This is a genomic window from uncultured Rothia sp., from assembly GCF_963544205.1.
Taxonomy (GTDB): Bacteria; Actinomycetota; Actinomycetes; order Actinomycetales; family Micrococcaceae; genus Rothia.
On record NZ_CAUUDY010000009.1, the window covers coordinates 1 to 25938 of the forward strand.

The window sequence follows — 25938 nt, forward strand, 5'->3', positions numbered from 1 at the left end:
CTGGAGGACCGCTGGGACGAACGCAATAACGGCCAGTTCTAGTACTGCTTTGGTGCAATAGTTTTTCTCACGGCTAGTATTTCTCGTGGCTAAGCATCCGTACTCTCTAGGGTCTTAAGACTTCATCAAGACTTCACAGGCGGAAGGTAAGAATTCTCTTACCTTCCGCTTTTTCTATGCCCGAACCAGTGAGAGAAGGATGTTTTAGAGGCGGACGGATGGGGCACACTGACTGCTGCAACTGGCCCCGTCATTGACTCTGTACTTGAGTCAGGGCATAGCAAGCATGATGAAGGCGGCCCGCTGAGCGGAAACGCCCGAAGCTGTGTAGAAGCTGTGCGCCAGCGTTAAAAATGCAGAAGAGAGCATAAAAACACTAAAAGATACTCTGCCGGGTGGGGTAGGTGGTGGAAAGTGGGGTAAAGTGGAGGGGAAAGCTGAAAGTCAGTCCTATCGCCGTGCCCTCAAACAGACGGCGGAGGCGCCGGCCCGGCACACCCCGCCACCGGCACCTGCAGGATTGTGGAGCAACCCCGCTCCCGCAGGCTTCAGTACAACGGCACACATCGGGGAGGTGAAGTGAATGTTCTTAGGTACCTACTCGCCACGAATGGACGCCAAAGGACGCATCATCCTTCCCGCCAAATTCCGTGAAGAACTCTCAGCAGGCCTCGTTCTGACCCGCGGTCAAGAACGATGCCTGTACGTTTTCCCCTCCGCGGAATTCGAGCGCATCCACGAGCGGATGCGCAGCGCACCCCTGCCGGGGCGAGCCGCCCGCGACTTCCTGCGAGTATTCCTCTCGGGAGCCTCGGATGAGCTACCCGATAAACAGGGGCGCATCACCATCCCTCCGATTCTTCGGCAGTACGCCGGGCTTGGCGACCAGCTTGTGGTCATCGGGTCCGGAACCCGCGCAGAAATCTGGGATGCAGCCGCCTGGGAGGAATACCTCGCCCGCACCGAAGCTGAATTCGCTGCCCTCGATGAGGACCCGTTCAGCCCGTTGCTCTAACCGGCATCCCGCCGGTGCGACGGCTACCGCCCGGCATCTCTAACACCCGCACCACTCTTCCGTAAACCTTCCCGCAGGATAAACTCTCACAGGAGCACCCATGAGCGTAGAACACGCCCCCGAAGCCGGCACCTCCGGCTCCTCGGTGAAGGTCACCGGCGCCTCCATCGACAATCTTTCCGAGCGTGACGCCAGCGAACGCCACGTGCCCGTCATGCTGGACCGCTGCATCAACCTGCTGGCACCCGGCATTGAGCGTGCCGTGGAGGAACGCGGAACCGCCTACGTGATTGACGGAACCCTGGGCATGGGCGGCCACTCCGAGGCGCTGCTGGAGCGGTTCGAGAACCTGGTGCTCATCGGTATCGACCGGGACCTGCAGGCCCACTCCATCGCGGGGGAGCGTCTGGCACGCTTCGGCGAGCGTTTTGTGCCTGTACACGCGGTCTACGACGAAATCGACCGCGCCATGGAAACCGCCGGGGTGCAGGGAATTGACGGCGTCCTGCTGGACCTGGGCGTCTCCTCCATGCAGCTGGACGAACGCGCCCGTGGCTTCGCGTACTCCTACGACGCGCCCCTGGACATGCGCATGAACTCCGAGGACGAGCTCACCGCGCGCATCGTGGTCAACGAGTACAGCGAGGACCAGCTGCGCCGCATTATCCGCAATTGGGGCGAGGAGAAGTTCGCCTCGCGCATCGCCCGCGCCATCTGCACTGCCCGCGCCAACGCGCCGCTGGAGACCACCGGCGAGCTCGTGCGCATTATTCAGAAGGCGGTTCCCGTCGCAGCCCAGCGCACCGGCGGCCACCCCGCCAAGCGCACCTTCCAGGCGCTACGCATCGAGGTCAACCACGAGCTGGAGGCGCTCGAACGGGCCGTTCCCGCGGCCCTGGACGCGCTGAACCTGGGCGGCCGATTCGTTGCAATGAGCTACCACAGCCTGGAAGACAAAATCGTGAAGCGCGCCCTCACGGCCGAGGCGACCTCCAAGGCGCCGAAGGGATTCCCCGTGGAACTCGAGGAGCACAAGCCCACGATCAAGATTATTACCCGCGGCGCGGAGCCGCCCACCGAGGAAGAGATTGCGCAAAACTCTCGTGCGGCCAGCGCCAAGCTGCGCGCAGCCGAGAAGATTCGAATCCCCGCCCAGTAGCGATTTGCTCGCCCGCAGGCGACAGACGCTAGTAACCACCTAAGACGAAGATTAGAGAGCGAATGAGCACCCAGCATGCATCCCAGCGCCCCACCCGCGCCCAGGGTACCCCGCGGACTCGACGCACCGGTTCTTCGCGCCCCTCGGCGGGTGCATCCGGTGCTCTGAGCTCGAGCCTGGGCTCCTCGAACGCCTCGCACAGCGCGGGCGTGACCCGCACCTCCAAGGGTGTACATTCCGGCCGTACCCGTAGCGCGCGGGTGGATCCGGTTACCGCTTCTCAGCCCGTGGTTCGCCCGGCAAGCACCGCAGCCTCCCACGGGGGTAAGCGCACCGCGGGCCACGTTCCCGGCCCGGTGCGTGCCGCGGCCCGAACCGAGGAACCGCGCGAGGAAGAGGCCGTCACCCGACGCACACCGCTGTCCGCGGTGACCCGCCGCGCCCGCCGATTGAGCCCGCCGACCATGCTGGCCGTTTTTGCCGCTATCCCGCTGACCCTGATTTTTATCCTGCTGCTCAACGTGCTAATCGTGACCCGACAGTACGACATGGTGGACCTGCGCGCGCAGGAACAGCGTCTCGTACAGGAGAACCAGGCCCTGCAGCAGGAGATCGGTTTCAAGGAAGCCCCCCAGGACCTGGCGGTGCGCGCGAGCGCCCTGGGCATGTTCGCCAGCTCCTCGCAGGCCACCCTGAACCTGCAGACCTCCAAGATTGAGGGAACCCCCGCGCCCGTGGCCAGCCCCACCGGCAAGGCCGCGACCAAGGAACAAAACCTGATTGCGCCCCCGGCCGCAGGCTCCGAGGAAAGCTACGCCAAGAGCGTGGTGGATGCGGATAAGACCACCCAGCAACGTCACGCAAGCGCGGCCGCGAGCGCCTCGGCGAGCGCAACGGCTAGCCCCGCCGCGGCCAATAACGCCGCGAACAGCGGGACCTCGCAGAACAGCGCTACAAACAACGGCGCGGCGCAGCAATCCGCCCAGCCGAGCGCCTCCGCCGCTGCGAACAGCGCGAACGCCGCCAACACGAACAACGGTGCCGCTAACGGCACCGCACAGAACGGCCAGGCCACCCGCTAGCCGCCCCCAACCGACACCCCACACAGCACGAGAACCGCGAAAGGATATCCCCGAATGAGCTTCGACGCGCGCCATCACGCGAACGAACCGGCATCCGGGAAGCCGGACCTGACCCGTAGAGGCTTCCTGGCCGGCGCGGCCGCCACCGGTGCCCTGGGCGTCATCGGCGTAAACCTGTTCGTGCGCCAGGGCTTCGACCCCGGCGGGGTTGCCAACGCCTCGCGCCAGAAGCGCCTGCGCTCGCAGGTGCTTCCCGCCGTGCGCGGACAGATTCTCGATATTAACGGCAACGTCATGGCCCGCTCGGTGCAGCGCTACAACCTCACCGCGGATCAGACGGCCGTCGCCACCTTTAAGCGTTACAACGAGGACCGCACCGAGAAGATTGAGGTGACCCCGAGCCAGCTGGTCTACGAGATGACCGATATCCTCAAGAGCGTGGACCCGGGCATCACCGACGAATTCATCAAGTCGAAGCTGGACGGTACCTCCAAGTACTCGGTCATTAAGACCGATGTTTCCCCCGAGATTTTCCATAAAATTGACGACCTCGGCGCGCCCTTCATCTACGGCGAGGCGTTCTCTCAGCGCCTGTACCCCAACGGTAGTGTGGGCGGTTCCGTGGTCGGTAAGTACAACATTGTTGAAGAGGCAGACGGCAACGGTACGGGCGGTACGGTGTCCCGTAACTACTCCGTGGGTATTGAGCGCGTCTTCGAAAAGGAGCTGGCCGGCACCCCCGGTGAGCGCACCTACGAGATCAGCGCGGACGGCGTGCGCATCCCCGTGGCCAAGGAGGAGCAGCGCCTCGCGGTTGACGGTAAGGACGTGCGTCTAACCATTAACCGAGACATCCAGTACTTCGCCCAGCAGGTTGTGCGCGCCCGCGCCGAGGAGCTCAAAGCGGAGTGGTGTACCGCCATCGTTATGGATGTGCGTGACGGCTCCCTGCTGGCGCTGGCGGATTCCTCGACCATGGACCCCGGCGCGAAGACCATCGAGGACGCCACGGATATGACCCCGCGAGCCATCTCGCAGAGCGTGGAGCCTGGCTCGACCGAGAAGATGCTAACTGCTTCGGCGCTGATTGAGCAGGGCCTCACGACCCCCACGAGCGTGTATGACGTGCCCGCGACCCTCACGATTGACGGGCAGACCTTCAAGGATGCGTTTGAGCACGGGGCGCAGCGGCGTACTTTCTCGGGCATTATTCATGACTCGATGAACACCGGTACGGTGCTGGTCGGTCAGAAGCTCAGCAAGGAAGAGCGCTACAACTGGTTGAAGAAGTACGGCGTCGGCGAGTTTACCGGCATTGAGCTGACCGGTGAGGAGCAGGGTATAATCGCTGATTGGCGTGATTGGGATGGCCGTCAGCAGTACACTGTGCTGTTCGGTCAGGGTGTTGCGCAGACTCCGCTGCAGACCGCCATGATTTTCCAGGCGCTGGGCAATAAGGGCGTTCGTCTGAAGCCGCGCATTGTGGACGCGATCATTGACGCCGACGGTACCGAACATAAGCGTGCCGTAGAGCCTGGCGAACGCATGGTCAGCGAGGAGACTGCCGCTTCCTGCCTGACTCTCATGGAGAATGTGGTGGAGCAAGGCCACGCCCGTCCGGCGAAGGTGACCGGCTACCGCGTGGGCGGTAAGACCGGTACTGCGGAAACTCCGAGTGAGAAGGGCGGCTACGACGGCAACACGACGTCCTTTATTGGTGTGGCGCCGATTGAGAACCCGCAGTTCTTGGTGGCGGTGACCATGCAGCGTCCTGAGGGTAGCGTGGGTGCGAACGGTACGACGGCTGAGTTCTCCAAGATTATGGAGAAGACTCTGCACACCTATAACGTGCCGCGGTCGACTGGTGAACCGGAGTTGATTCCGCTTTTTGCTGAGGATAGCCCCAATAAGACGAGCTAAAGGCGAGCGGGGGAGAGGTTCCCGGTAGCTGATTCGTGATGAAGAAGCCCCGGGACTGAACACCTGTCGAAGCCTAAAGCCCGTAGAATATTGAATGACCCTGTGTGCCTTGAGCGCATTGACCATACAGAGCTCACCGCTTCGGACAGCGGAGAGGAAAGAAGGACGATGGATACCGCATCTCACGCACCCGGCCAGAACCTGCTGGGCGGCGACGCTCAGACTCTGCGCCCGAATTCTGTGCGCCCGGTGAGTTTGGCGCACCTTCGCGAACATCTGCAGGGATTGGGTGCTCAGGTGAGTTCCCAGCTGGCTAGTGGCGTTCAGGGTTCTGAATCCGGTGATTCCGTTGAGGTTACCGGTATTAGCATGGACTCCCGAGGTGTTCGCCCGCAGGACCTGTACGTGGCTCTGCCCGGTGCGAAGGTGCACGGTGCGCAGTTTGCTGAGGCCGCGTTGAATCTGGGTGCTTCCGCTATTTTGACGGATGCTGCCGGTGCGCAGCTGCTGGGTGAGGCGCCGGTGCCTGTCCTGGTGACTGAGAACCTGCGCGAGTACGTTGGTCCGTTGGCTGCGCTGATTTATGGTTCGGCTTCGTTCCCCGCTACTCACCGTTACGCGGTGACCGGTACGAACGGTAAGACCACCTCCACCTACATGTTGGAGTCGGTGTTCCGCACCGGCCTGGGTGTAAAGACGGGTCTGATTGGCACTATTCAGATTCTGATTGATGGTGTGTCGGTTCCTTCGAAGATGACCACCCCGGAGTCTCCTCACGTGCATTCTCTGCTGACGATTATGGGTCAGCATCAGGTGCGTTGCGCGGCGATGGAGGTGTCCTCGCACGCGATTGATTACCACCGTGTCGACGGCGTGAAGTATGCCGTGGCCGGTTTTACGAACCTGACCCAGGATCACCTGGACCTGCACGGCACGATGGAGCACTACTTTGAGTCGAAGGCTCAGCTGTTCACCCCCGAGCGCGCCGAGCTGGCCGTAATTACCGCGGACGATAGCTGGGGTGAGAAGATGCACGCCTCCGCCGCCGAGCGGATGGGGGCCGAGCACGTGCACCGCCTGGTGACCGCCCGCGGTGCCGGCCTCGCCGAGGTCCCCGCCGAGTTTGGCGAGCGCGATTGGGCCGTGGTCCGCGTGCAGCGCGAGGGTCTGGGCCACCGCTTCCACCTGGAGAACGGCACCGGCGAAAGCATTGAGTGCTACACGGGCCTGCCCGCAGACTTCAACGTTTCGAACGCGGCCCTGGCCGCCCTCATTGCGTACCTCGATACCGATGCCGCCGAGCGCGAGCTGTTGTTGCCGGCCCTGGCCGCCGGTCCGGCGCTCACCCCCGTGGTGCCCGGACGCATGCAGCTGATTTCGCTGGCACCACACGCCATCGTGGACTTCGCACATAACCCCGACGGTCTGACCCGTGCGCTGGAAGCTATGGACCGCCCCGGTGACGGTAAGGTCATGATTGTGTTCGGCGCGACCGGTGAGCGTGACCAGCTGAAGCGCCCGATTATGGGTGCGATTGCCGCTCAGAACGCCGATATCGTCATCGTGACCGATGACGATCCGCACGGTGAAGAGCCCGCCCCGATTCGTGCCGCCGTTGAGGAGGGCGCGCAGAAGGCTGAGAACCGCCGTGCCACCCAGATTCTAAACATTTCTCCGCGTGCAGCTGCTATTGATGCGGCGATTGCCCTGGCGGGCGAGCATGATGCCATCCTGATTGCTGGCCGCGGCCACGAAACCGAACAGGATGTTGACGGCGTGGATATCGCCCTGGACGACCGCGTTGAAACCGCCCGTGCCCTGCGTGCGCACGGTTTCGAGATTCTGCCTGACTACCAGCGCATGCTCGATGAAAGTGACTCTAAGACCGCTGAAGGTATGGTGAAGAATGATTAAGCTCAGCGCCGCCCAGATTATTGAGGCAACCGGCGGCACCGCTATCGGCCTGGAGGGCCGTGAGGAGCAGGTGTACGCAGACTTCGCCACCACCGACTCCCGCGAGGTGCAGACCGGTACCCTGTTCGTGGCGAAGCCCGGTGCGGTCACTGACGGCCACAGGTTCATCCCCATGGCGTTTGAGCGGGGCGCGACCCTGGCGCTGGTCGAGCGTGAAGTACTCGATGAGCAGGGCGTGCCCTACCCGAGCATCCAGGTGCCCGATGTGGTGCTGGCGATGGGCGATTTGGCGCGCTATTCCATTGAGCAGATGCGCGCTCAGGGTGAGCTGACCGTTATCGGTATTACCGGTTCTGCAGGTAAGACCACCACCAAGGACCTTCTTGCCGCCATTTTCACCCCGGAGGGCCCGACCGTTGCCCCGGTCGGCTCCTACAACAGTGAGGTGGGCGTGCCCCTGACCGTTTTCCGTGCGGATGAGTCCACCCGCTACCTGGTCATTGAGATGGGTGCGGACCGTGTAGGCAACATCGAGTACCTGGCGAATATTGCGCACCCCGATCACGGTGCAATCCTGAAGGTTGGTACCGCGCACGCTGGCGAGTTCGGCGGCGTGGACAATATTGAGCGCACCAAGGGCGAGCTGGCTGAGGGCGTTCAGCCGACCGGCTCCCTAGCTCTGAACGCTGACGATGAGCGCGTGCTGCGCATGGCCTCGCGTTCGGTTGCACCCATTACCTACTTTGGCGTGGGCGAGAAGACCGACGCGAACGGTCAGCCCTACGAACGCTACGTGGCGGCGCTGAACCTGCGCACCACCGACGCTGGCTGCCCCGAGTTCACTCTGCGCCTGCCCGACGGCAGCGAGTACGAGATTTCCTCGCAGCTGATCGGTGAGCACCACGTGCACAACCTGCTGGCTGCTGCGACGATCGCCTACAACAGCGGTATTTCGGGTGAGAAGATTGCTCGCGCGCTCAACAAAGCGGCGGCAGCTTCGAAGTGGCGTATGGCTCGCACCGACCGTGCCGACGGCGTGACCGTCATTAACGACGCGTACAACGCGAACCCCGAGTCGATGGCGGCGGCACTGCGCACCCTGGCGCAGCTGGGCCGCACCGTTGACCCGGCGACCGGCCAGCCCCACCGCACCTGGGCTGTTCTGGGCGCCATGCTGGAGCTCGGCGACGCCTCCGTGGAGGAGCACGACCGCATCGGCCGCCTCGTGGTGCGCATGAACATTTCCAAGCTGATTGCTGTGGGCGACGAGACGAAGCCCACCTACAATGCGGCTCACCTGGAAGGCTCCTGGGGTAACGAGGCAACCTGGGTGCAGACCCCGGAAGAGGCGGAGCAGATTCTGCGCGCCGAGGTTCGCCCCGGTGACATTGTGCTCTTCAAGTCCTCGAACGGTGCGAAGCTGGGCATTCTGGGTGACCAGGTTGCTTTCGCCGAGTACACCTTCGGTGCTGAGGAAGAGCAGGCACCGACCTGGCTTTCTGCCGGTGACTTTGTTGAAACCACCGATTTGAGCGACCACCTTGCCGCTCACCTGGACGGCACCGCTAAGGGCGACCGTACTTCGACCGAACAGACCACGAACGAAGGGTAGCGCTTTATGATTACCGTGCTGATTGCTGGAATCTTCGGATTCCTCATCTCCCTCACCGCGCTGCCGGTGTTCATCAAGAAGATGAAGTCTCTGAAGCTTGGCCAGCTCATCCGTGAGGAAGGCCCTGCAGCCCACCAGCATAAGGCGGGCACCCCCACCATGGCGGGTCTGATTTTCATCCCCGCGGCGATTCTCGCCTACTTCTTGACCCTGGCGGTGAGCGCCCTGCTCTTCGGTACCGCGCCGGTACCGACTGCTACCGCGTGGCTGACCATTGCCTTCACCCTGGGCATGCTCGGTGTGGGCGCGGCGGACGACATCATGAAGTTCCGCAATAAGGGCAACGAGGGTCTGACCGAGAAGCAGAAGACCATTGGTCTTCTGGGCGTTACCCTGCCCTTTGCGTACCTGGCGTTCCAGTTCCCGAATGAGTCGGGTGCACGTCCGGCGTCGACCGCTATCTCTTTCGTACGTGACCTGCCCATTGACCTGTTCGCGGCGGGCGCGGTCTTCGGCTCCATCCTGCTGGTTGCGTGGATTACCCTCATCTCCCTGTCCGGTACGAACGCGGTGAACTTCACCGATGGTCTGGACGGCCTGGCTGGCGGCATCATGATGACCATCTTCTCCGGCTACCTGACCATCAGCATCTGGCAGTACGTGCACGCCTGCTCCGCTGGCGCTGGCACCGCCTGCTACGATGTGCGCGACCCCGGCTCGCTGGCGCTGATTGCTGCTTCCCTGGTGGGTTCGCTGGCTGGCTTCCTCTGGTGGAACGTGTCGAAGGCACAGATCTTCATGGGCGACTCCGGTTCTCTGGCGCTCGGCGGCGCAATGGTTGCCTTCGCGCTGTTTACCCGCACCGAGCTGCTTCTGCTGGTCATCGCTCTGATTCCCGTGCTGGAAGTGTTCTCTGTGATCGTGCAGAAGTTCGTGTTCAAGACCAGCCGTAAGCGTTCGGTCGCAGCGGGGGAGAAGCCCCTGCATGCGCACCGTTACTTCCGTATGACCCCCTTCCACCATCACATGGAGAAGGTCGGCGTCAACGGCATGTACTCAATTGATAAGCGAGGCATTGCCCCCGGTACCGTCAGCAGCGGCGAAGTGAACTCCGTGTTCCGCCTCTGGGTTGTTAATGCCCTCTGCGTGCTCGTCGCCCTGGCGCTGTTCTTCGGTGACTGGTTCTCGCAGACTTCTGGAGTGATTCACTAATGTCAACTATTGAACAGCCGGATGCAGCTCGCATTGAGGCGGTTGCCGCCGCTATTGCGGTGAACCCGGTGTATGAGAACGAGCGCCTCGCGGAGCTGACTCACTGGGGTGCGCCCTGGGCTAACCTGCGCGTGGTCGTGGTGGGTATGGGCACCAGCGGCGACGCTGTGACCGACGTGCTTGCCCAGCTGGGCGCGAAGATCGTTGTCATCGACGGCGCGGATACCCCGGAGAAGCGTGAGCGCATCGAGATTTACAAGAACGCGTACGGCCCGGTTGAGGGCCTGTTCGGTCCCGAGCACATGCGTGCCCTGCCCCTGGTGGACGGTCAGGAACCCGAGCTTGTGGTGACCTCTCCGGGTGTGCGTCCCGACCACCCGGTGATGCTGGACGCTTATGAGCGCCGTATCCAGATTTGGGGCGATGTTGAGCTGGCATGGCGTTTAAACGAGCGTAGTGGCCTGCCGACCCCCAAATGGCTGTGCCTGACCGGTACGAATGGTAAGACCACCACCGTGGGTATGGTCGATTCCATCCTGAAGGCTGCCGGCAAGAAGGCTATTCAGGTAGGCAACGTGGGCATGCCCATCGTGTACGCCATTGCCGACGATGAGCCCTATGAGTTCTTCGCGGTGGAGCTGTCCAGCTTCCAGCTGCACTGGACCCATTCGATGTCCCCGTACGCTTCGGTGGTTCTGAACATTGCTGAGGACCACGTGGACTGGCACGGTTCGTTCGAGCGTTACAAGGCTGATAAGGCTCGCGTGTATGAGCACACTCAGGTTGCCTGCATCTTCAACACCGACCATGTGGACACCCTGCGCATGGTTGAGAACGCGGACGTTATTGAGGGCGCTCGCGCGATTGGCTTCAGCTCCACTGAGATGCCCGCCGTGTCGATGCTCGGCCTGGCTGAGGACATCATGGTGGACCGCGCCTTCTTGAAGAACCGTTACAACGAGGCGTATGAGCTGGCGGTTCTGGAGGATTTGGCTCCAGCACCCGGTAAGATGCCCGCGAAGCACACCGTGGAGAACGCTCTGGCGGCTGCGGCGCTGTGCCGTGCGGCTGATATTGACCCGAAGGCTGTGGGCGCGGGCCTGCGTTCTTTCAAGACCGGTGCGCACCGCAACCAGCTGGTGGGTTACGCAAACGACATCATGTGGGTGAACGATTCGAAGGCTACGAATCCTCACGCCGCGAACGCGTCGATGAGCGGCTACCCCTCGCTGGTGTGGATTGCTGGCGGCCTGTCGAAGGGCGTTGAGTACGATGAGCTGATTGCTGCCCACGCGCAGCGTCTGAAGGCTGTGCTGATTATCGGTACCGATACTGCGGCGTTGAAGTCGGCATTGGCTAACCACGCTCCGCAGGTTCCGACCTACAATATGACCGCCGCTGTGGCTGATTCTTCGGACGGCGTTGCCGTGATGAACGCGGCCGTTGCGAAGGCTGCTGAGCTGGCGCATCCGGGGGATACCGTGCTGATGGCTCCCGCGTCTGCGTCGATGGACCAGTTCAAGAATTATGCGGTGCGCGGTGATGCGTTTGCGAACGCTGTTGCCGCCCAGCTGGCTGACTCTTAGGACGTTACCTGCAGGGGCGTCTCGGGTAACCGGGGTGCTTTCTGCGGGTTCTTCTCGGGGGTGGGATGGTAACGGTGTCCCACCCCTGAACCTTTTTCGTGTATTCGCCACGACGGATCCGTGGCAGTTGAGGCCTATAGGAGGGCATGTGAGTACCAGCGCATCTTCGGAGCGTTCGGCTTCTTCGGCGCGTTCGACCGCGAGTGGTCGTTGGGCGTCTTTGCGAGCCGGTTTGGAGGATTTCTCAGCGCCGTTCCGTGCTCGTGCCGGTAGGTTGTACCGTCGTGGTTTGAAGGCTGACCTGTGGGATGTGCCGGTGATGTTGCTGGTGACGACCCTGGGTCTGGCTATTTTTGGCTGCATTATGGTGTTGTCGGCTTCGAGCGTCACGATGATTTCGCAGGGCCAGTCGCCGTTCTCGCAGGTTTCGTCTCAGATCATGTTCTTGGTCATGGGCGTTCTCGCGATGGCGGGTATTACGCGTATCCCGGTGGGGTGGTACCACAAGGAGTTTGTGGTGAACGCGATGCTCATTGCCGCTTTGGTCATGCAGCTTGCTGTGGTGGTTGTCGGCGTTGAGGTGAACGGTAACCGTAACTGGTTGAAGCTCGGCCCAGTACAGATTCAGCCGTCGGAGTTTTCGAAGCTGGCGATTATTATGTGGCTGGCGTGGGTGTACAGCCGCCACGGCGATATTTCTCGCAGTATTTGGCGTACGCTGTTCCCTTCGATTTATGGTGTGGGTGCCCTGGTTCTGCTGATTATGCTCGGCGGTGACATGGGTACCGCCATGGTGTATGGCTTCATCTTTGTGGGCATGATGTGGCTGGCGGGTGCTTCTCGTAGCTCGTTGCTGAGGATTGGCGGCGCGTTTGCGGTGTTGGCGCTGGTGGGTGTGCTCAGTAGCGCGAACCGTGTGGCTCGTATTTTCGGTATTTGGGGTTCGTGTACGAACGCTAACTGTGACCAGGCGAATTCTGGTGAGGTGGCGTTGGCGACCGGTGGTTTCCTGGGTGTTGGTCTGGGCCAGTCGCGTCAGAAGTACAACTACCTGGCTGAGGCTCATAACGACTACATTTTCGCCATTATTGGTGAGGAGCTGGGTCTGCTGGGTACGCTGGCGGTTCTGCTGCTGTACGTGGGTCTGGTGTATTGCGCGGTCCGGATTATGTTGCGCACTACTGATCCGCTGGTGCGTTTGGCGACGGGCGGCATCATGATTTGGCTGACCTCTCAGGCGATTATCAATATGGGCATGGTGTCCCGTCTTTTGCCGGTGATTGGTGTGCCTCTGCCGTTTGTTTCGTACGGTGGTTCGTCGCTGTTGTCGTCGTTGTTTGCGGCGGGTTTGTTGTTGGCGTTTGCGCGGCAGACTCCGTTGCGTGGCGCGACGGCACCGTCGAATATTGAGAATCAGAGCGCGCGTGAGGTTCGTCGTGCGAATGCTGATTGGAAGCGTCGTATTCCGTTGCAGGATGTGCTGGATCAGGAGGAAGCGGCTCGTGCGGCTGCTGGTGGCCACCTGCTGAAGGAACATAATCCTTTGAAGGTTGTTTTTGGCCCGGAGAGCACGTTGCGCCGCTGGTTGGGTTTTGCACCGGATCAGCAGCGCGAGCTGGCTCGTATGGCTCGTGAACAGCAGAAGGAGCAGGAGCGCCAGGCTCGGGCGCAGGCTCGTCGCGAAGAGGAACAGGCTCGCCGTGAGGCGGCGCAGGCTCGAGAAGAGGCGCGTCGTGCTCGCGAGGAGGCGCGTCTGGCTCGTGAAGAGGCTGCCCGTGTGAAGGCGGCTCAGCAGAAGAGCGCTCCGAAGAGGCAGTCTCAGAAGCCCGCGTCTTCGGCTGGTGCTCCCGCGAAGAAGCCTGCTTCGAAGCAGGCATCCGCTCAGGCTCGTGCTTCTCAGCCGCGTACCGGTCAGGGTAAGCCCGCTCAGGCTCGCCCCGCCCAGAAGGCGCCCGTACAGAAGGCACCCGCCCAGAAGCCCGCGGCTCCGAAGCAGCCCGCGCAGCCTCGTTCTGCGCAGCACCGTCCGTCGGGTTCGTTGCCTGCGGGCTTGCAGCCGTTGCATCCGGAGGATCGTCTGCGCCGTACCCAGCGACAGGGTGCTCAGCGTCTGGCAGCGCCGCGACAGGGTGCTCAGGTAAAGGGTGCTCAGGCAAAGGCCGCGCAGAAGAACGGCGCTCAGCAGCGTCCGGCTCAGGGCGCGGCTCGGAACTCGGCTCAGCGGGGCACCCGTAAGCAGGGCTAAACCCAGCGGAACCCACCCTGTGTAGCCGGCATCGTGAGAGCTGGCGTTCGGGGGAGCGGGGCTGTGGGTTGCGCTTCCGCCGGTGATGAATATGCGCTGAATAAGAGGTAACGCCCTCGCCGTTGAGTCATAGCTCAATGGCGGGGGCGCTCTATTGAACAGGTGCGATAGCGTAAAATGATGCTGTACCGATGTATTGGGAGAGAGACCTATGACGAAGAAGGCACCCTCGATAGTCTTCGCCGGTGGTGGCACCGCCGGTCACATTAATCCGATGCTTGCGATTGCCCGCGCCGTTCGCGACCTTGAACCGAACGCCAAGATTCTGATGCTGGGCACCGCCGACAAGATGGAAGCCGACCTGGTTCCGGCGGCCGGCTTCGATATTGAGTTTATTCCTCGCGCGGCGTTCCCTCGTAGCATTAACCGTGCCGCTTTTGCTTTCCCCGCTAAGTTCTTTGGTGGCCTGTCGAAGACCCGCCGCATCCTCAAGGAAGCAGATGCAGATGTGGTTGTTGGCGTGGGCGGCTACGTGTGCCCGCCGGCGTATCTGTCGGCGTTGAGCGCTAAGATTCCCGTGGTGATTCATGAGGCGAATGCGAAGCCCGGTTTGGCGAACCGCCTGGGTGGTTCGTTCGCGAAGTTCACCGGTGTGGCGTTCCCTAATACTCCGTTCCCGCGCGCAACCCTGGTGGGCATGCCCATGAAGGACGAGATTGCCTACCTGAACCGCGACGCGCACCGTTCGAAAGCTCGCCGTAACCTGGGCTTGGACCCGCAGAAGCCGACCGTGATTGTGACCGGCGGTTCGCTGGGTGCGTTGAGCCTGAATAATGCGGTGGCGGCGTGCCGTGACCACTTTGCGGAGTGGGATTTCCAGATTCTGCACATTACCGGTAAGGGTAAGGCTGTTCTGGATGAGAACGGTGAGCTGTTGAGCGCCCCGAATTACCGTCAGATTGAGTTCAGCAATGGCATGCAGGATGTGTATGCTGCCGCTGATCTTCTACTGGTGCGTTCGGGTGCGGCGACCGTGAGCGAGGTTGCTGCGGTGGGTGTTCCCGCGATTTTTGTGCCGCTTCCCATTGGTAATGGTGAGCAGGCTCTGAATGCTCGTTCTCTGGTGGAGGCGTCTGCGGCTCTGCTGGTGAAGGATGCAGAAGTCACCGGTGAGTGGTTTGCCCGTGAGATTCCGGCTCTTATGGCGAACCCGGAGGAGCTGGAGCGCATGGGCGCTGCGGCGTATGAACTTGGTATCCGTGACGCGGCGCGCGTTATGGCTGAAGCAGTATTGAAGGCAGCTGAGAAGTAATGACTGAATTGATGAATCTTGAGATGGTGTTGCCGGCACCGCTGAACCCGCCGTTCCCTGAGCGTGCGAAGATGAGCGAGTTGGGACGTGTGCACTTCATCGGTATTGGTGGCGCGGGTATGAGCGCTATTGCCGCTCTGATGCTGCAGGCTGGTGTGACGGTGAGCGGTTCGGATCGTGCCGAGTCGGCTACTGTTGAGTCTTTGCGTGCTGCGGGTGCTCGTGTGGGTGTTCCTCAGCAGGCTGAGAACATTGTGGACGTTGATACCGTGGTGATTTCTACCGCGATTCGTGAGGATAACCCGGAGCTTGTTGCCGCTCGTGCGCAGGGTCTGCGTGTGTTGCATCGTTCTGAGGCGCTTGCCGCTGTGATGGGTGAGTCTCAGGTGGTTGCTGTTGCCGGTACTCACGGTAAGAGCACGACTAGCTCCATGATTTCTGTGATGTTTGATCAGCTGGGTGCTGACCCGTCGTTTGCGGTGGGTACTGTGATTGCTGGTCGCGGCACGAACGCTCACCTGGGTGCTCAGGGTCCGGAGTCGATTTTTGTGGCTGAGGCTGATGAGTCGGACGGCTCGTTTGTGCGTTACCGCCCGGCTATTGCTGTGGTGACGAATGTTGAGCCGGACCACCTGGATTTCTATGAGACCGATGAGCGCGTCTTTGAGGCGTTCAACCGTTTTGTAGGTTCGCTGGCTCCTAACGGTGTTGTGGTGACCTGCGCTGATGATGCGGGTGCGGCTACTCTTGCGGCTCGTTCTCGTGCGGCGGGTGTGCCTGTGGTGACTTACGGTGAGTCTGTGGATGCTGACCTGCGCATTAGCGAGATTACCAGCGCTGGTTCTTCCTCGTCGTCGCACCTGTCCTGGTCTTTTGAATGCCGTGGCGTGCATTATGAGGGTGAGCAGGATATTGCTCTGAAGGTGCCCGGTATTCACAACCAGCTGAATGCTTCTGCGGCTTTTGCTTCGGCGTTGATTTCTGGTTACGAGGCTGCCGATATTGCTCCCGCTCTGGCTGAGTTTGTGGGTGCTGACCGCCGCTTCACCCTGCGCGGTGAGGTTGCCGGCGTGAAGGTCTTTGACGATTATGCGCATCACCCGACCGAGGTGTTCCGCGCTCTGGAGACCGGTCGTACCGTGGCTGATGGCCATAACCTGTACGTGATTTTCCAGCCTCATCTGTTCTCGCGTACTCGCGAGTTCGCGAAGGAGTTCGCGCAGGCTCTGTCGATGGCTGACCGCGCTCATGTGCTGGATATTTACCCGGCTCGTGAGCTGCCGATTGAGGGCGTGACCAGTGAGCTGATTACCGGTGCTGGTTTCTCTGAGGTTCGTTACGCTACCGCTGAGGGCGCTATTGAGGATATCGTGGCGTGCGCTCAGAGCGGCGATATTGTGATGACCGTTGGCGCCGGTGACGTGACCGCTTTGGGTGCTCGTCTGCTGGAGTCCCTGCAGGTTCGTCACGGTGGCGAGTCGAAGAAGTCGGAGGCTTAGGCTGTGCCGATGAGTTCTGGTCTCTCTTCGGAGGGGCATTCCTCCTCGCGCGTGCCGAAGGCTCCGCGTTCGCGTGCTCGTTTGCGTGCCCAGCAGGCGGCTGAGAATGCGCCGGTTGAGGCTAAGCAAGCTGAATCCGTGCAGGCTGAGTCTGCTCAGTCTCAGGTGGCTCAGCCTCAGACGGCGAAGGTCGCCAATGGTGCGGAGACTGCTAAGCCTGCGGATGCGGTGAATCCCGCCAAGGCTACCGCCTCCGAGGGCTCGGCCCAGGCAGCCGCTACTCAGTCTTCGAGCTCTGTTCGCCATGCGCCGCGTAAGCCCGTGGCGCATAAGGCTTCCGCTCAGCACGGTGCTGATTCTTCGGCTCAGAAGAGCGCCGCGGCGGTGCATTCTTCGGCGCAGTCTCTGAAGGATTCGGTGCGTTCGGCTCTGATGACCGGTCGTACCGTCTCTGAGGTTGAGCATGCCCCCGAGCTGTTTGATGTTGAGGCGTTTGAGGATTCTTCGTCGAAGACTTCATCCGCCAAGGGTGCCTCTGCTCAGCCTGCATCTACTCAGGCTGCGTCCGCGCAGGCTGAGAAGGGCACCGGCAAGGACAGCGATAAGGGCTCTGGCAAGAAGCCCGGCTCCTCCAAGGCCTCTGCTGAGTCTCGCGAAGAGCCTGCCGCCCAGAAAGCTGAGGAAAGCGCCGACAAGAGCACTGATAAGGCGGGGGAGAAGGCAGCTGAAGAGCCTCGCCCCACGAGCCGTTTCGGTCGTTGGCGTGCCGAGCGTGAGCAGCAGCGTGCCGCGGAGATTGAGAAGGAGCGTGAGCGTGCGAGCCGCCAGGCTCAGCGTGAGCGTCTGCGTCAGGATCCGGGCCTGGACGGTCTGCGTGCTGAGGAACGCCCCCGTAAGGAGCGTGCGCCTCTGACCCGTGCCCGTAAGCTGCTATACACCGCTTCGGCGCTGGCTATTATTGCGGTGCTGTACGTGGTGCTGGTCTTCTTCTCGCCCCTGTTGGCGACTCAGAAGATTACGGTGCGCGGCGCATCCCTGCTGGAGACCACTCAGGTGGAGCAGAAGCTGGAGCCCCTGCGCGGTGTTCCGCTCACTCGCATCGACGAGAAGAAGGTGCGTGAGCTGATCGGGCAGGACAACGTGATTCGTAGCGTGCAGGTGGAGAGCCGCCCGCCGCATGAGCTGGTGGTGACTCTGAAGGAGCGTACCGCGGTTGCGGTTGTGAAGCAGGGCGATACGTACCATACTGTTGATAGTGATGGTGTGAGCCTGCTGGAGTCGGCAACTCAGCCCGATACCTCGGTGCCGCTGGTGCGTTTCAGCGGTGATGACCCGCAGACTTCGGCTGAATTCCACACCATTTCTACGGCGCTTTCGGCGATGCCCTCTGAACTTCTAGCTCAGGTTAAGGAAGCCAGCGCTACCTCAACCTCAAGTATCACTCTAACCTTGAGGGATAATACTACGGTGCAGTGGGGAACCGCTGAAGAGAGCGAGTTGAAGGCTAAGGTTCTTCTCTCCCTGCGCCAGGCTATTGCCAAGCGTGCTCAGGAGGAGAGCTCCTCTGAGGCACAGACGCAGAAGGTGACCGTCTATGATGTGTCTGCCCCGCGCGTACCGGTGACCCGTTAGGGGAACCATTCAGGCGCTTTATCCTCCCTTTTTGTGTGAAATCCGCAAAAAGAGGGGGTAATTGCGCTGTGTGACTAGGAACCAACAAAAACAGTTTGGTATCCTAGCAGATAAAGTCATTCTTTAGAGGAAACCTTCAGGCTTAGATTAAGCTGCGGGTCTTCCGAAGCTGGAACACGGAACAATCGAGGAATACATGGACGCTGGAACTCCCCAGAACTACTTGGCAGTCATCAAGGTCGTTGGTATCGGCGGCGGTGGCGTCAACGCAGTCAACCGCATGATTGAGGTTGGTCTGCGCGGCGTTGAGTTCATTGCTATCAACACTGACGCTCAGGCTCTGCTGATGTCCGATGCAGACGTTAAGCTGGACGTTGGTCGTGAGCTGACCCGCGGTCTTGGCGCGGGCGCAAACCCCGAGGTTGGCCGTCAGGCAGCCGAGGATCACGCGCAGGAAATTGAGGAAGTCCTCAAGGGCGCAGACATGGTCTTTGTGACCGCAGGTGAGGGCGGTGGCACCGGTACCGGTGGCGCGCCCGTCGTGGCACGTATTGCCCGCTCCCTCGGCGCTCTGACCATTGGTGTGGTGACCCGCCCCTTCACCTTCGAGGGTCGTCGCCGCTCCAACCAGGCTGAGACCGGTATCGCTGCTCTGCGCGATGAGGTTGATACCCTGATCGTTATTCCGAACGATCGACTGCTGTCGATTTCGGATCGCAACGTCTCCATGCTGGACGCATTCAAGTCCGCTGACCAGGTTCTGCTCTCCGGTGTGCAGGGCATTACCGACCTGATTACCACCCCCGGCCTGATCAACCTTGACTTCGCTGACGTTAAGTCCGTCATGCAGGGTGCAGGTTCGGCTCTGATGGGTATCGGCTCGGCATCCGGTGAGGACCGCGCAGTGAAGGCAGCTGAGCTGGCTATCGCATCGCCGCTGCTGGAAGCATCCATCGACGGTGCACACGGCGTTCTGCTGTCCATTCAGGGTGGCTCCGACCTGGGTCTGTTCGAGATCAACGAGGCTGCACGCCTGGTTCAGGAAGTGGCTCACCCCGACGCAAACATCATCTTCGGTGCGGTTATTGACGACGCACTGGGCGATGAGGCTCGCGTGACCGTGATTGCTGCTGGCTTCGACGCAGTGAACCCGGAGACCAACTCCAACGCTTCCACTGCTGCTGCTACTCAGGCTCAGCGCACCCAGGCATCCTTCGGCGGTTCCACCGCTGCTCCGGCTGCTAACGGCTACGGCTACAACGCACCCGCTGCTGCTCCGGCTTCCACCGGCGCTGCTGGCTTCGACGTTGACCTTCCCCCGGTTGTGGAGGAAGCTCCGGCTCGCCGCGACACCCTGGATGTCCCTGACTTCCTGAAGTAGTCTGCCCGGCCGTGAATGCCACCTAGGCGTTGCACGGCTGAGAGTCTTATGACGCTATAGGGGAGCTGAGAAACACGCACATTGTGCGGTTCTCGGCTCCCCTTTGCTATACCCGCCGTTATACCCGCTGACACCTGATGAATGGATAGAAGATGAGCGTTACTCCCAAAACTCCGCTACTTGCCTCAGCCGACACCCGCACCTTGGGTTCTTGGCGTGTGCGGGTGGGCTTCACCTCCCGCGCGGCGGGCAACCTGGGTCTGCACGTGGACGATGAGCTCGGCGGCGGTATAGACGCCTCCCTGGTGCGCACCCTCAACCACCGTGCCGCGCTGGAGGAAGCACTGGGTACTGAGCCGTTCTTCTACCTGAACCAGGTGCACGGCGTGGCGATTGCCTACCCGGAAGACTACGCGGTGGAGTCCTACGCCCCCGGTGCCCCGCAGGAGCGTACCGTCGAGCGTGCCCGCGCGGTGCTGGAGAACTCCCCGGTCGCCGATGCGGCGATTAGCACCGAGGGCGTGCCCCTGGCGATTATGGTGGCGGACTGCATCCCCGTGGTGCTGGTGGGTGAGCGGGTCGCGAACTGGCAACCAATCTTGGCGGTGGCTCACGCTGGCCGCCGAGGCCTGCTCGACGGCGTGCTCCAGCAGACCGTGCAGCGGATGCGTCAGCTTGGCGCGGAGAAAATTACCGCCTGGCTGGGTCCGAGCATCTGCGGTAGCTGCTACGAGGTGCCCGAGGCGATGCGCGCCGAATCCACTGAGCTGATTCCGCAGGTGCATTCGGTGACCAGCCAGCAGACCCCCGGCCTGGACCTGCCCGCCGGTGCCCGCGCGGTGCTGGAAGAGGTGGGCGTGCAGGTGAGCATGGATTGCGCCCAGTGCACGTTTGAGGAGCCCGAGGTGTATTCGCATCGCGGGTTCACGAACCGCGGTGAGAAGCCGGGCCGTATCGCGGGTCTGGTGTGGCTTGAGAAGCTGACGGAGCCTGCCCCGTAGAGCTGCTAAAGACAGAGCCGCTAAAGATAGAGAGCCGCTGAAGGAGAGAAGATGCCTGAAATGAACACAGAAGAGAACCTGCAGTACACTCCCGAACGTGCCGAGCAGCTGCTGCAGAACTACCGCCGCGTGCTTGAGCGCATCCGCGCCGCAGAGCAGGACCACAGTGCCGTGCGTACCGAGGCGAGCGCCCCGGTGCAGCTGGTGACGGTCACGAAGTTCTTCCCCGCCTCCGACGCTGCGGCGCTGCTGGATGGGGGAGTGACCCTCTTCGGCGAGAACCGTGACCAGGAGGCGAGCGCGAAGGCTCGTGAGCTCGCCGCATACTGTGCCCAGCGTGAGGTGCAGCCCCCGCACTGGGCGTTCATCGGCCAGTTGCAGACGAATAAGGCGAAGTCCGTGGTCAAGTACGCTTCCAGTGTGCATTCGGTGGACCGCCCCTCCCTGGCGGACGCGCTGGCGAAGGCGTACGCGAACCAGCTCTCCCGCTTTGAGGCGGGGGAGGCGCCCGCACCCGCCGCGGCGGAGCAGGGTGCGCTGACCTGCCTGGTGCAGGTGTCCCTGGCGGAGGTCGCGACCGCTGGCCACGCTGCCGAGGGTGCGCGCGGCGGTACGAGCGCATCCGAGCTGCTGGAGCTGGTGGAGCGCATCGAGAATCACGAGCACCTGCGTTGCGGTGGCGTGATGGCTGTGGCGCCGCTGGGCATGAACCCGGACGAGGCGTTCGAGAAGCTGTACGGCTTGGCGTCGCTGGTGCGTGAGCAGGTGCCGCACGCGACCGAGATTTCCGCCGGCATGAGCGGGGACCTGGAAGCGGCGGTGCGTTGGGGCTCGACCTGCGTGCGTGTGGGTAGCGACATTATGGGTAAGCGCCCGGCGCTCTAAGCCCTATTCGACCGCGGCCCTTCAACGGTTATAGTTCCGGGTCTGCTTTCGGTGGCATAATCATCGGTGCCCTGACCGCCCGCGCGGGGTGGGCGCTGGTAATATATACATGCCGGTGCATGACGTGCCGTCACGCACACACACCTTCTGACGAAGCACCACGGCAGACCCTGTACACCACAAGCAAAGAACAGCGAGAGAATCATGGCGAAGCAAAGCCGTCTGGCGGGTTTCCTCGGCCTGGAACGATACCAGGACGCTGAGGCGACGCCGGAAGAATCCCCGCAGGCTGTGCAGGCTGACGCCCGCAGGGAGGCAAACGCCTCCGCAGGGCAGGCTGCTACGGCACAGAAGACCGAGGGCTCTAACCGGCTCTCAGCACTGCCCGGCTCGGCACAGTACAGCAACAGTGCAGTCGAACCGCAGAGCGAAACCTACCACCCGCAGGACGAACCCGCCTATACTGAACAGGAAGAGTACCTGCAGGCTGATAGCTACGATGACGGTACAGAAACCGAGTATCTGGACGCAGAAGAACCTGCCGACGGACGAGCAACCGTAGATGCAGCGGCACACGCCACCGCTCATACACCTGAAACCACAGCTGACCTGGCAGAAACCGAACAGACCTGGGACGACGCCAGCGCAGACAATTGGGAGGACACCCCGGTGCCGAATACCGAATACACCGAGCAGTACGCCGAGACCTACTCCAACGACGGCTACTACGAAGAGGGCTACGCGCCCGAAGAAACCAACGGATACACCTACGGTTACGAGGAAGAAGAGGACGAATTGCGTCGTATCACCACTATCCACCCCCGCTCCTACAATGACGCAAAGATCATTGGTGAGGCATTCCGCGAGAACATCCCCGTGATTATGAACGTGGAAGAGATGCCCGATGCAGACGCTAAGCGCCTGGTGGACTTCGCCTCCGGTCTGGCATTTGCTCTGGAAGGCCGCATTGAGCGCGTCACCGCTAAGGTGTTCCTGCTGACCCCCTCCAACCTGGAGGTTCTGGGCGTGGCTAACTCTGAGGTTCCCGCCGGCTTCGAGACCGACGGCGAATTCCCCTTCGACCAGGGCTAAGGACTGATAGATGGGTTATTTTTTCGCCCTCATTACGATCGCTGTCTACGTTCTCTACATTGCGATGCTTCTGCGCATGCTCTTTGACTGGGTGCGCATGTTCGCACCGGAATGGCGCCCCGAGGGCATTGTTCTGCTGTTCGCCAGCGGCGTGTACGCGGTGACGGACTGGCCGATGAACCAGCTGCGTCGCCTGATTCCGCCGGTGCGCGTGGGCAATGTTGCGTTGGATACCGGTTTCCTGATCCTGATCGTTCTGCTGTCTTTCCTGCTGAGCATCATGATGCGGGCAACCGCGGCATTCTCCTAAGCCGCCCATCCGGTCGACCCGTTCGGTCGAGGAGCTAGAGAGCTAGATTTTTGAGCCCCGCCTGCGTTTGGCGTCCCTCAGGGGATGGAGCGCCGGCGGGGTTTTCTGCGTCTGGGGTTTCTATGTACGGGGAGCGTCAAAATGCCTCTGCAAAAACCTTCTAGAAATGCACCGCAGGGCAGAAAACTCAAGGGGGACAAACGGGGACTAGAGCGGATATTAGACGTGGTGAATCCCACCCTTGCGCAGAGCGAATATTTTACGGTTCAACCGACATATAACCGGGCACAGAAACCAAAGAATAGTAGAATTGGTGCCAACGACTGCATCGCGGCATAGCCATGCCCTGAGTCATTGGGGCCCTGAATTATTGGGGCCATGACCTATCTGGCTGGTGAATCCGCGGCACTCAACTTCATCACCAAACCCCGTAGGGATACCTAGAGGAGAAGCCCATGGCAATCACCCCCGAAGACCTGATCACTAAGAGCTTCAAGATCGTTACCGAAGAGGCCGGTTACGACCGCAATGAGGTCGACGACTTCCTGGATGAGCTCGTTGTCGAACTGCGCGCACTCTACTCCGAGCGTGACGCCCTGGAACGCCAGGTGGAGCAGCTCTCCGCAAACGCGCCTGATTCCCCCGCAGCGGCTGCAGCACCCGCACAGTCCTCGGCAGCACCGGCAGCGGCACCTCAGGATGCGGCAGCACTGCTCGCTATGGCTCAGAGGGTTCACGACGATTACGTGGCACAGGGCGAGAAGGCTAAGGCTGAACTGCTCGAAGAGGCAGAGAAGAAGGCAGACGCTATGGTGAGCGAAGCTCAGCAGCAGCGCGAAGAGGTTCTCTCTCGCCTCACCGACGAGAAGGAAGAGCTGGAGATTGCTGTTGAGGCTCTGCGCGGCTTCGAGAGCCGTTACCGCTCCAAGCTGCTGCAGCACCTGGACGCACAGGTTCAGGAGCTGAAGAACCTCAAGTCCATCGAGGCTTCCGCATAAATCAGCGTGCCTAAATAAGCTAACGACGCTCTAAGCTAACGACGCTTTGAGGCGTATGCCGCCCGGATTCTTTCTCTTCCACCGCTATTCACCGGGGAAGATTGAGAGAACCGGGCGGTATTCTCATACCCGCCCGGCACGGCGCAATAACCCAGCGTGAGAAGCGGGGGAGAGTACCCGCCAAATCACCGCCGAATACTCGATGCACTACCCCGATTTGCTAAGCTAGAGGGGCACTATCGAACGGTACCGCACCCGGTTTGCGTTCGGGCGCGCAGCAACCGGCACAGACTAGAGGAGAGCTATGACCAACACCCCCAAGACTGCTGAATCCTCAGTCTCACACACCGCTACAAAGGCTGAAGGACGCCGCGTGCGCATCCTCTCGGGACGCTCCGCGGGTATTCTTGCGCTCGTACTTGCCGCCGTCGTGTTCGCCATCGACCAGGGCACCAAATACCTGGTGGTCACCCAGATGCAGCTGGGGGAGCGCATCACCGTCATCGACGGGCTGCTGTGGTGGTACTCGATTCGTAACTCCGGTGCCGCATTCAGCATGGGCGAGAACGTCACCTGGGTCTTCACGCTCGTCATGGTCGCCGCCGCAGCTGTGGTGCTCTACCTGCTGCGCCGCACCCGCGCACTGTCCTGGACCCTCGCGCTGGGCGGTCTGCTCGGCGGTATCTGCGGCAACCTTTTCGACCGACTCTTCCGCGAGCCCGGCTTCGGCTCCGGTCACGTGGTCGACTTTATTTCCGTGCCGAACTTCGCGATTTTCAATATTGCAGACTCCGCAATCTGCGTGTGCATGGCATTCATCGTGCTACTGAACTTCAAGGGCCTGAACCTCAACGGAACCCGTGTGCAGGCTGACGATAAGAGCACCGACGAAAAGAGCTCCGAGTAGCGCCCCGCCCCGGCATACGCGCCGACGGCTACGTTGCCGACCACGAGCCTACAGGCATTCTCACACGGACAACCCATCACACAGACAACCCAAGCAAACACCACCCGAAGGAGAGACGCATGAGCGAAACCACCAACGCCGCCGAAGACCCGGCACGCATCCGCGCCGAATTCACCGTTGAAGGCGCGCTCGCCGGTATGCGCCTGGACGCCGCGCTCGCCGGCGCCCTCGACGCGCCCCGAACCCGCACCTCCGGGTGGATTCGCGACGGCCACGTGACCGTAACCAACAACGGCAAGGCCGTGAAGATCGGCAAGTCCTACAAGCTTTCCGCGGGCGATGAGGTCGTCGTGGACGCACCCGCACCGCGCGATTTGGCGGACATTCGCCCCGAAAAGGTGGACGGTTTCCGCATCGTTCATCTGGACGATGACATCGTCGTGGTGGATAAGCCCGCAGGCGTGGCGGCGCATCCTTCACCCGGCTGGCACGGCCCCACCGTCATCTCCGCGCTCATGGGCGAGGGCATTTCGGTTGCCACCTCCGGCGCGGCAGAACGCCAGGGTATTGTGCACCGCCTGGACGTGGGCACCAGCGGCCTGATGGTCGTAGCCCGCAGCGAACGCGCCTACACCGAACTCAAGCGAGCCTTCAAGGAACGCACCGTGGACAAGGTCTACCACACGCTCGTGCAGGGTCTGCCCGACCCGCTGCGCGGCACCATTGACGCGCCCATTGGCCGCCACCCCGGCAACGAATGGAAGTTCGCCGTGGTTGAGGATGGCCGCAACTCCATCACTCACTACAATGTGCTCGAAGCCTTCGGCCCCGCATCCCTGGTGGAGGTGCACCTGGAAACCGGACGCACCCACCAGATTCGTGTGCACTTCTCCGCGCTGCGCCACCCCTGCTGCGGCGACCTGACCTACGGCGCCGACCCGCGCTTTAGCGCTGAACTGGGCCTGACTCGCCAGTGGCTGCACGCGCACCGCCTGGGCTTCGATCACCCCGGTACCGGCGAGCGTGTAACCTTTACCAGCGAGTACCCGCTTGATCTGTCCTACGCGCTGACCGCTCTGCGTGACGGCAACGTCAAACTCGGCTAGGCTGAGCCTCCCGCGCCCCGCCGCACACAGCTTCACATTCACCGCCCATCCTCCAGCCCACACCTCCAGG

20 protein-coding genes are annotated in these 25938 nt (G+C 61.7%); all 20 read left to right on the plus strand.

The window, feature by feature from the left end:
- The first annotated feature begins 583 nt into the window (after nt 1–583).
- Nucleotides 584–1015 (plus strand): division/cell wall cluster transcriptional repressor MraZ, encoded by a 432-nt coding sequence (mraZ, locus tag RWZ58_RS05820; protein WP_314657978.1) that lies wholly within the window; start codon nt 584–586, stop codon nt 1013–1015.
- A gap of 100 nt (nt 1016–1115) precedes the next feature.
- Nucleotides 1116–2174 carry a 16S rRNA (cytosine(1402)-N(4))-methyltransferase RsmH gene (rsmH, locus tag RWZ58_RS05825; protein WP_314657979.1) on the plus strand — a complete coding sequence of 353 codons (1059 nt, stop codon included), beginning with the start codon at nt 1116–1118 and terminating at the stop codon, nt 2172–2174.
- Nucleotides 2175–2236: 62 nt separating this feature from the next.
- A complete protein-coding gene (locus RWZ58_RS05830) occupies nt 2237–3256 on the plus strand; it encodes an amino acid ABC transporter ATPase (protein WP_314657980.1) in 1020 nt (339 codons plus the stop codon).
- A 54-nt stretch (nt 3257–3310) separates the two neighbouring features.
- Nucleotides 3311–5176: a penicillin-binding protein 2 gene (locus RWZ58_RS05835; protein ID WP_314657981.1), complete on the plus strand. Its 1866-nt coding sequence runs from the start codon at nt 3311–3313 to the stop codon at nt 5174–5176.
- Between the two features lie 168 nt (nt 5177–5344).
- On the plus strand, nt 5345–7090 hold the full coding sequence (locus tag RWZ58_RS05840; RefSeq protein ID WP_314657982.1) for a UDP-N-acetylmuramoyl-L-alanyl-D-glutamate--2,6-diaminopimelate ligase: 1746 nt from the start codon (nt 5345–5347) through the stop codon (nt 7088–7090).
- Nucleotides 7083–8702, plus strand: a complete 1620-nt coding sequence (gene murF, locus RWZ58_RS05845) for a UDP-N-acetylmuramoyl-tripeptide--D-alanyl-D-alanine ligase (RefSeq protein ID WP_314657984.1) — start codon at nt 7083–7085, stop codon at nt 8700–8702. Before RWZ58_RS05840 ends, murF begins: the two co-directional genes overlap by 8 nt.
- 6 nt (nt 8703–8708) lie before the next feature.
- On the plus strand, nt 8709–9914 hold the full coding sequence (gene mraY, locus RWZ58_RS05850) for a phospho-N-acetylmuramoyl-pentapeptide-transferase (protein ID WP_314657985.1): 1206 nt from the start codon (nt 8709–8711) through the stop codon (nt 9912–9914).
- On the plus strand, nt 9914–11500 hold the full coding sequence (gene murD, locus RWZ58_RS05855; protein ID WP_314657986.1) for a UDP-N-acetylmuramoyl-L-alanine--D-glutamate ligase: 1587 nt from the start codon (nt 9914–9916) through the stop codon (nt 11498–11500). The genes mraY and murD overlap by 1 nt, the downstream gene beginning before the upstream one ends.
- A 148-nt stretch (nt 11501–11648) precedes the next feature.
- The gene (locus RWZ58_RS05860) at nt 11649–13745 is read left to right on the plus strand and encodes an FtsW/RodA/SpoVE family cell cycle protein (protein ID WP_314657987.1); all 2097 of its coding nucleotides are present in this window, start codon (nt 11649–11651) and stop codon (nt 13743–13745) included.
- Nucleotides 13746–13956: 211 nt separating this feature from the next.
- Nucleotides 13957–15057, plus strand: coding sequence for an undecaprenyldiphospho-muramoylpentapeptide beta-N-acetylglucosaminyltransferase (gene murG, locus RWZ58_RS05865; protein WP_314657988.1), 1101 nt, complete (start codon nt 13957–13959; stop codon nt 15055–15057).
- Nucleotides 15057–16556 carry a UDP-N-acetylmuramate--L-alanine ligase gene (murC, locus tag RWZ58_RS05870; RefSeq protein WP_314657989.1) on the plus strand — a complete coding sequence of 500 codons (1500 nt, stop codon included), beginning with the start codon at nt 15057–15059 and terminating at the stop codon, nt 16554–16556. Before murG ends, murC begins: the two co-directional genes overlap by 1 nt.
- Nucleotides 16557–16565: 9 nt before the next feature.
- Entirely contained in the window at nt 16566–18188 is a 1623-nt protein-coding gene (locus RWZ58_RS05875) for a cell division protein FtsQ/DivIB (protein WP_314657990.1), read from the plus strand.
- A gap of 196 nt (nt 18189–18384) precedes the next feature.
- Nucleotides 18385–19569, plus strand: coding sequence for a cell division protein FtsZ (gene ftsZ, locus RWZ58_RS05880; protein ID WP_049354877.1), 1185 nt, complete (start codon nt 18385–18387; stop codon nt 19567–19569).
- A gap of 152 nt (nt 19570–19721) precedes the next feature.
- Nucleotides 19722–20570, plus strand: coding sequence for a polyphenol oxidase family protein (locus RWZ58_RS05885; protein WP_314657991.1), 849 nt, complete (start codon nt 19722–19724; stop codon nt 20568–20570).
- A gap of 51 nt (nt 20571–20621) precedes the next feature.
- Nucleotides 20622–21455 (plus strand): YggS family pyridoxal phosphate-dependent enzyme, encoded by an 834-nt coding sequence (locus tag RWZ58_RS05890; RefSeq protein ID WP_314657992.1) that lies wholly within the window; start codon nt 20622–20624, stop codon nt 21453–21455.
- A 204-nt stretch (nt 21456–21659) separates the two neighbouring features.
- Nucleotides 21660–22547 (plus strand): cell division protein SepF, encoded by an 888-nt coding sequence (locus tag RWZ58_RS05895; protein WP_314657993.1) that lies wholly within the window; start codon nt 21660–21662, stop codon nt 22545–22547.
- A 10-nt stretch (nt 22548–22557) separates the two neighbouring features.
- Entirely contained in the window at nt 22558–22857 is a 300-nt protein-coding gene (locus RWZ58_RS05900; RefSeq protein WP_314657994.1) for a YggT family protein, read from the plus strand.
- Nucleotides 22858–23312: 455 nt separating this feature from the next.
- Entirely contained in the window at nt 23313–23855 is a 543-nt protein-coding gene (locus tag RWZ58_RS05905; RefSeq protein ID WP_314657995.1) for a DivIVA domain-containing protein, read from the plus strand.
- 304 nt (nt 23856–24159) lie between these two features.
- Complete coding sequence (lspA, locus tag RWZ58_RS05910) at nt 24160–24762, plus strand: signal peptidase II (protein WP_314657996.1); 603 nt, start codon at nt 24160–24162, stop codon at nt 24760–24762.
- Nucleotides 24763–24881: 119 nt separating this feature from the next.
- On the plus strand, nt 24882–25868 hold the full coding sequence (locus RWZ58_RS05915; protein WP_314657997.1) for an RluA family pseudouridine synthase: 987 nt from the start codon (nt 24882–24884) through the stop codon (nt 25866–25868).
- Nucleotides 25869–25938 lie beyond the last annotated feature (70 nt).

What these genes read in the sequence shown, in the direction of transcription:
- mraZ (WP_314657978.1), top strand. Translation starts at nt 584, where the DNA reads ATGTTCTTAGGTACCTACTCGCCACGAATGGACGCCAAAGGACGCATC.
- rsmH (WP_314657979.1), top strand. Translation starts at nt 1,116, where the DNA reads ATGAGCGTAGAACACGCCCCCGAAGCCGGCACCTCCGGCTCCTCGGTG.
- RWZ58_RS05830 (WP_314657980.1), top strand. Translation starts at nt 2,237, where the DNA reads ATGAGCACCCAGCATGCATCCCAGCGCCCCACCCGCGCCCAGGGTACC.
- RWZ58_RS05835 (WP_314657981.1), top strand. Translation starts at nt 3,311, where the DNA reads ATGAGCTTCGACGCGCGCCATCACGCGAACGAACCGGCATCCGGGAAG.
- RWZ58_RS05840 (WP_314657982.1), top strand. Translation starts at nt 5,345, where the DNA reads ATGGATACCGCATCTCACGCACCCGGCCAGAACCTGCTGGGCGGCGAC.
- murF (WP_314657984.1), top strand. Translation starts at nt 7,083, where the DNA reads ATGATTAAGCTCAGCGCCGCCCAGATTATTGAGGCAACCGGCGGCACC.
- mraY (WP_314657985.1), top strand. Translation starts at nt 8,709, where the DNA reads ATGATTACCGTGCTGATTGCTGGAATCTTCGGATTCCTCATCTCCCTC.
- murD (WP_314657986.1), top strand. Translation starts at nt 9,914, where the DNA reads ATGTCAACTATTGAACAGCCGGATGCAGCTCGCATTGAGGCGGTTGCC.
- murG (WP_314657988.1), top strand. Translation starts at nt 13,957, where the DNA reads ATGACGAAGAAGGCACCCTCGATAGTCTTCGCCGGTGGTGGCACCGCC.
- murC (WP_314657989.1), top strand. Translation starts at nt 15,057, where the DNA reads ATGACTGAATTGATGAATCTTGAGATGGTGTTGCCGGCACCGCTGAAC.
- RWZ58_RS05875 (WP_314657990.1), top strand. Translation starts at nt 16,566, where the DNA reads ATGAGTTCTGGTCTCTCTTCGGAGGGGCATTCCTCCTCGCGCGTGCCG.
- ftsZ (WP_049354877.1), top strand. Translation starts at nt 18,385, where the DNA reads ATGGACGCTGGAACTCCCCAGAACTACTTGGCAGTCATCAAGGTCGTT.
- RWZ58_RS05885 (WP_314657991.1), top strand. Translation starts at nt 19,722, where the DNA reads ATGAGCGTTACTCCCAAAACTCCGCTACTTGCCTCAGCCGACACCCGC.
- RWZ58_RS05890 (WP_314657992.1), top strand. Translation starts at nt 20,622, where the DNA reads ATGCCTGAAATGAACACAGAAGAGAACCTGCAGTACACTCCCGAACGT.
- RWZ58_RS05895 (WP_314657993.1), top strand. Translation starts at nt 21,660, where the DNA reads ATGGCGAAGCAAAGCCGTCTGGCGGGTTTCCTCGGCCTGGAACGATAC.
- RWZ58_RS05900 (WP_314657994.1), top strand. Translation starts at nt 22,558, where the DNA reads ATGGGTTATTTTTTCGCCCTCATTACGATCGCTGTCTACGTTCTCTAC.
- RWZ58_RS05905 (WP_314657995.1), top strand. Translation starts at nt 23,313, where the DNA reads ATGGCAATCACCCCCGAAGACCTGATCACTAAGAGCTTCAAGATCGTT.
- lspA (WP_314657996.1), top strand. Translation starts at nt 24,160, where the DNA reads ATGACCAACACCCCCAAGACTGCTGAATCCTCAGTCTCACACACCGCT.
- RWZ58_RS05915 (WP_314657997.1), top strand. Translation starts at nt 24,882, where the DNA reads ATGAGCGAAACCACCAACGCCGCCGAAGACCCGGCACGCATCCGCGCC.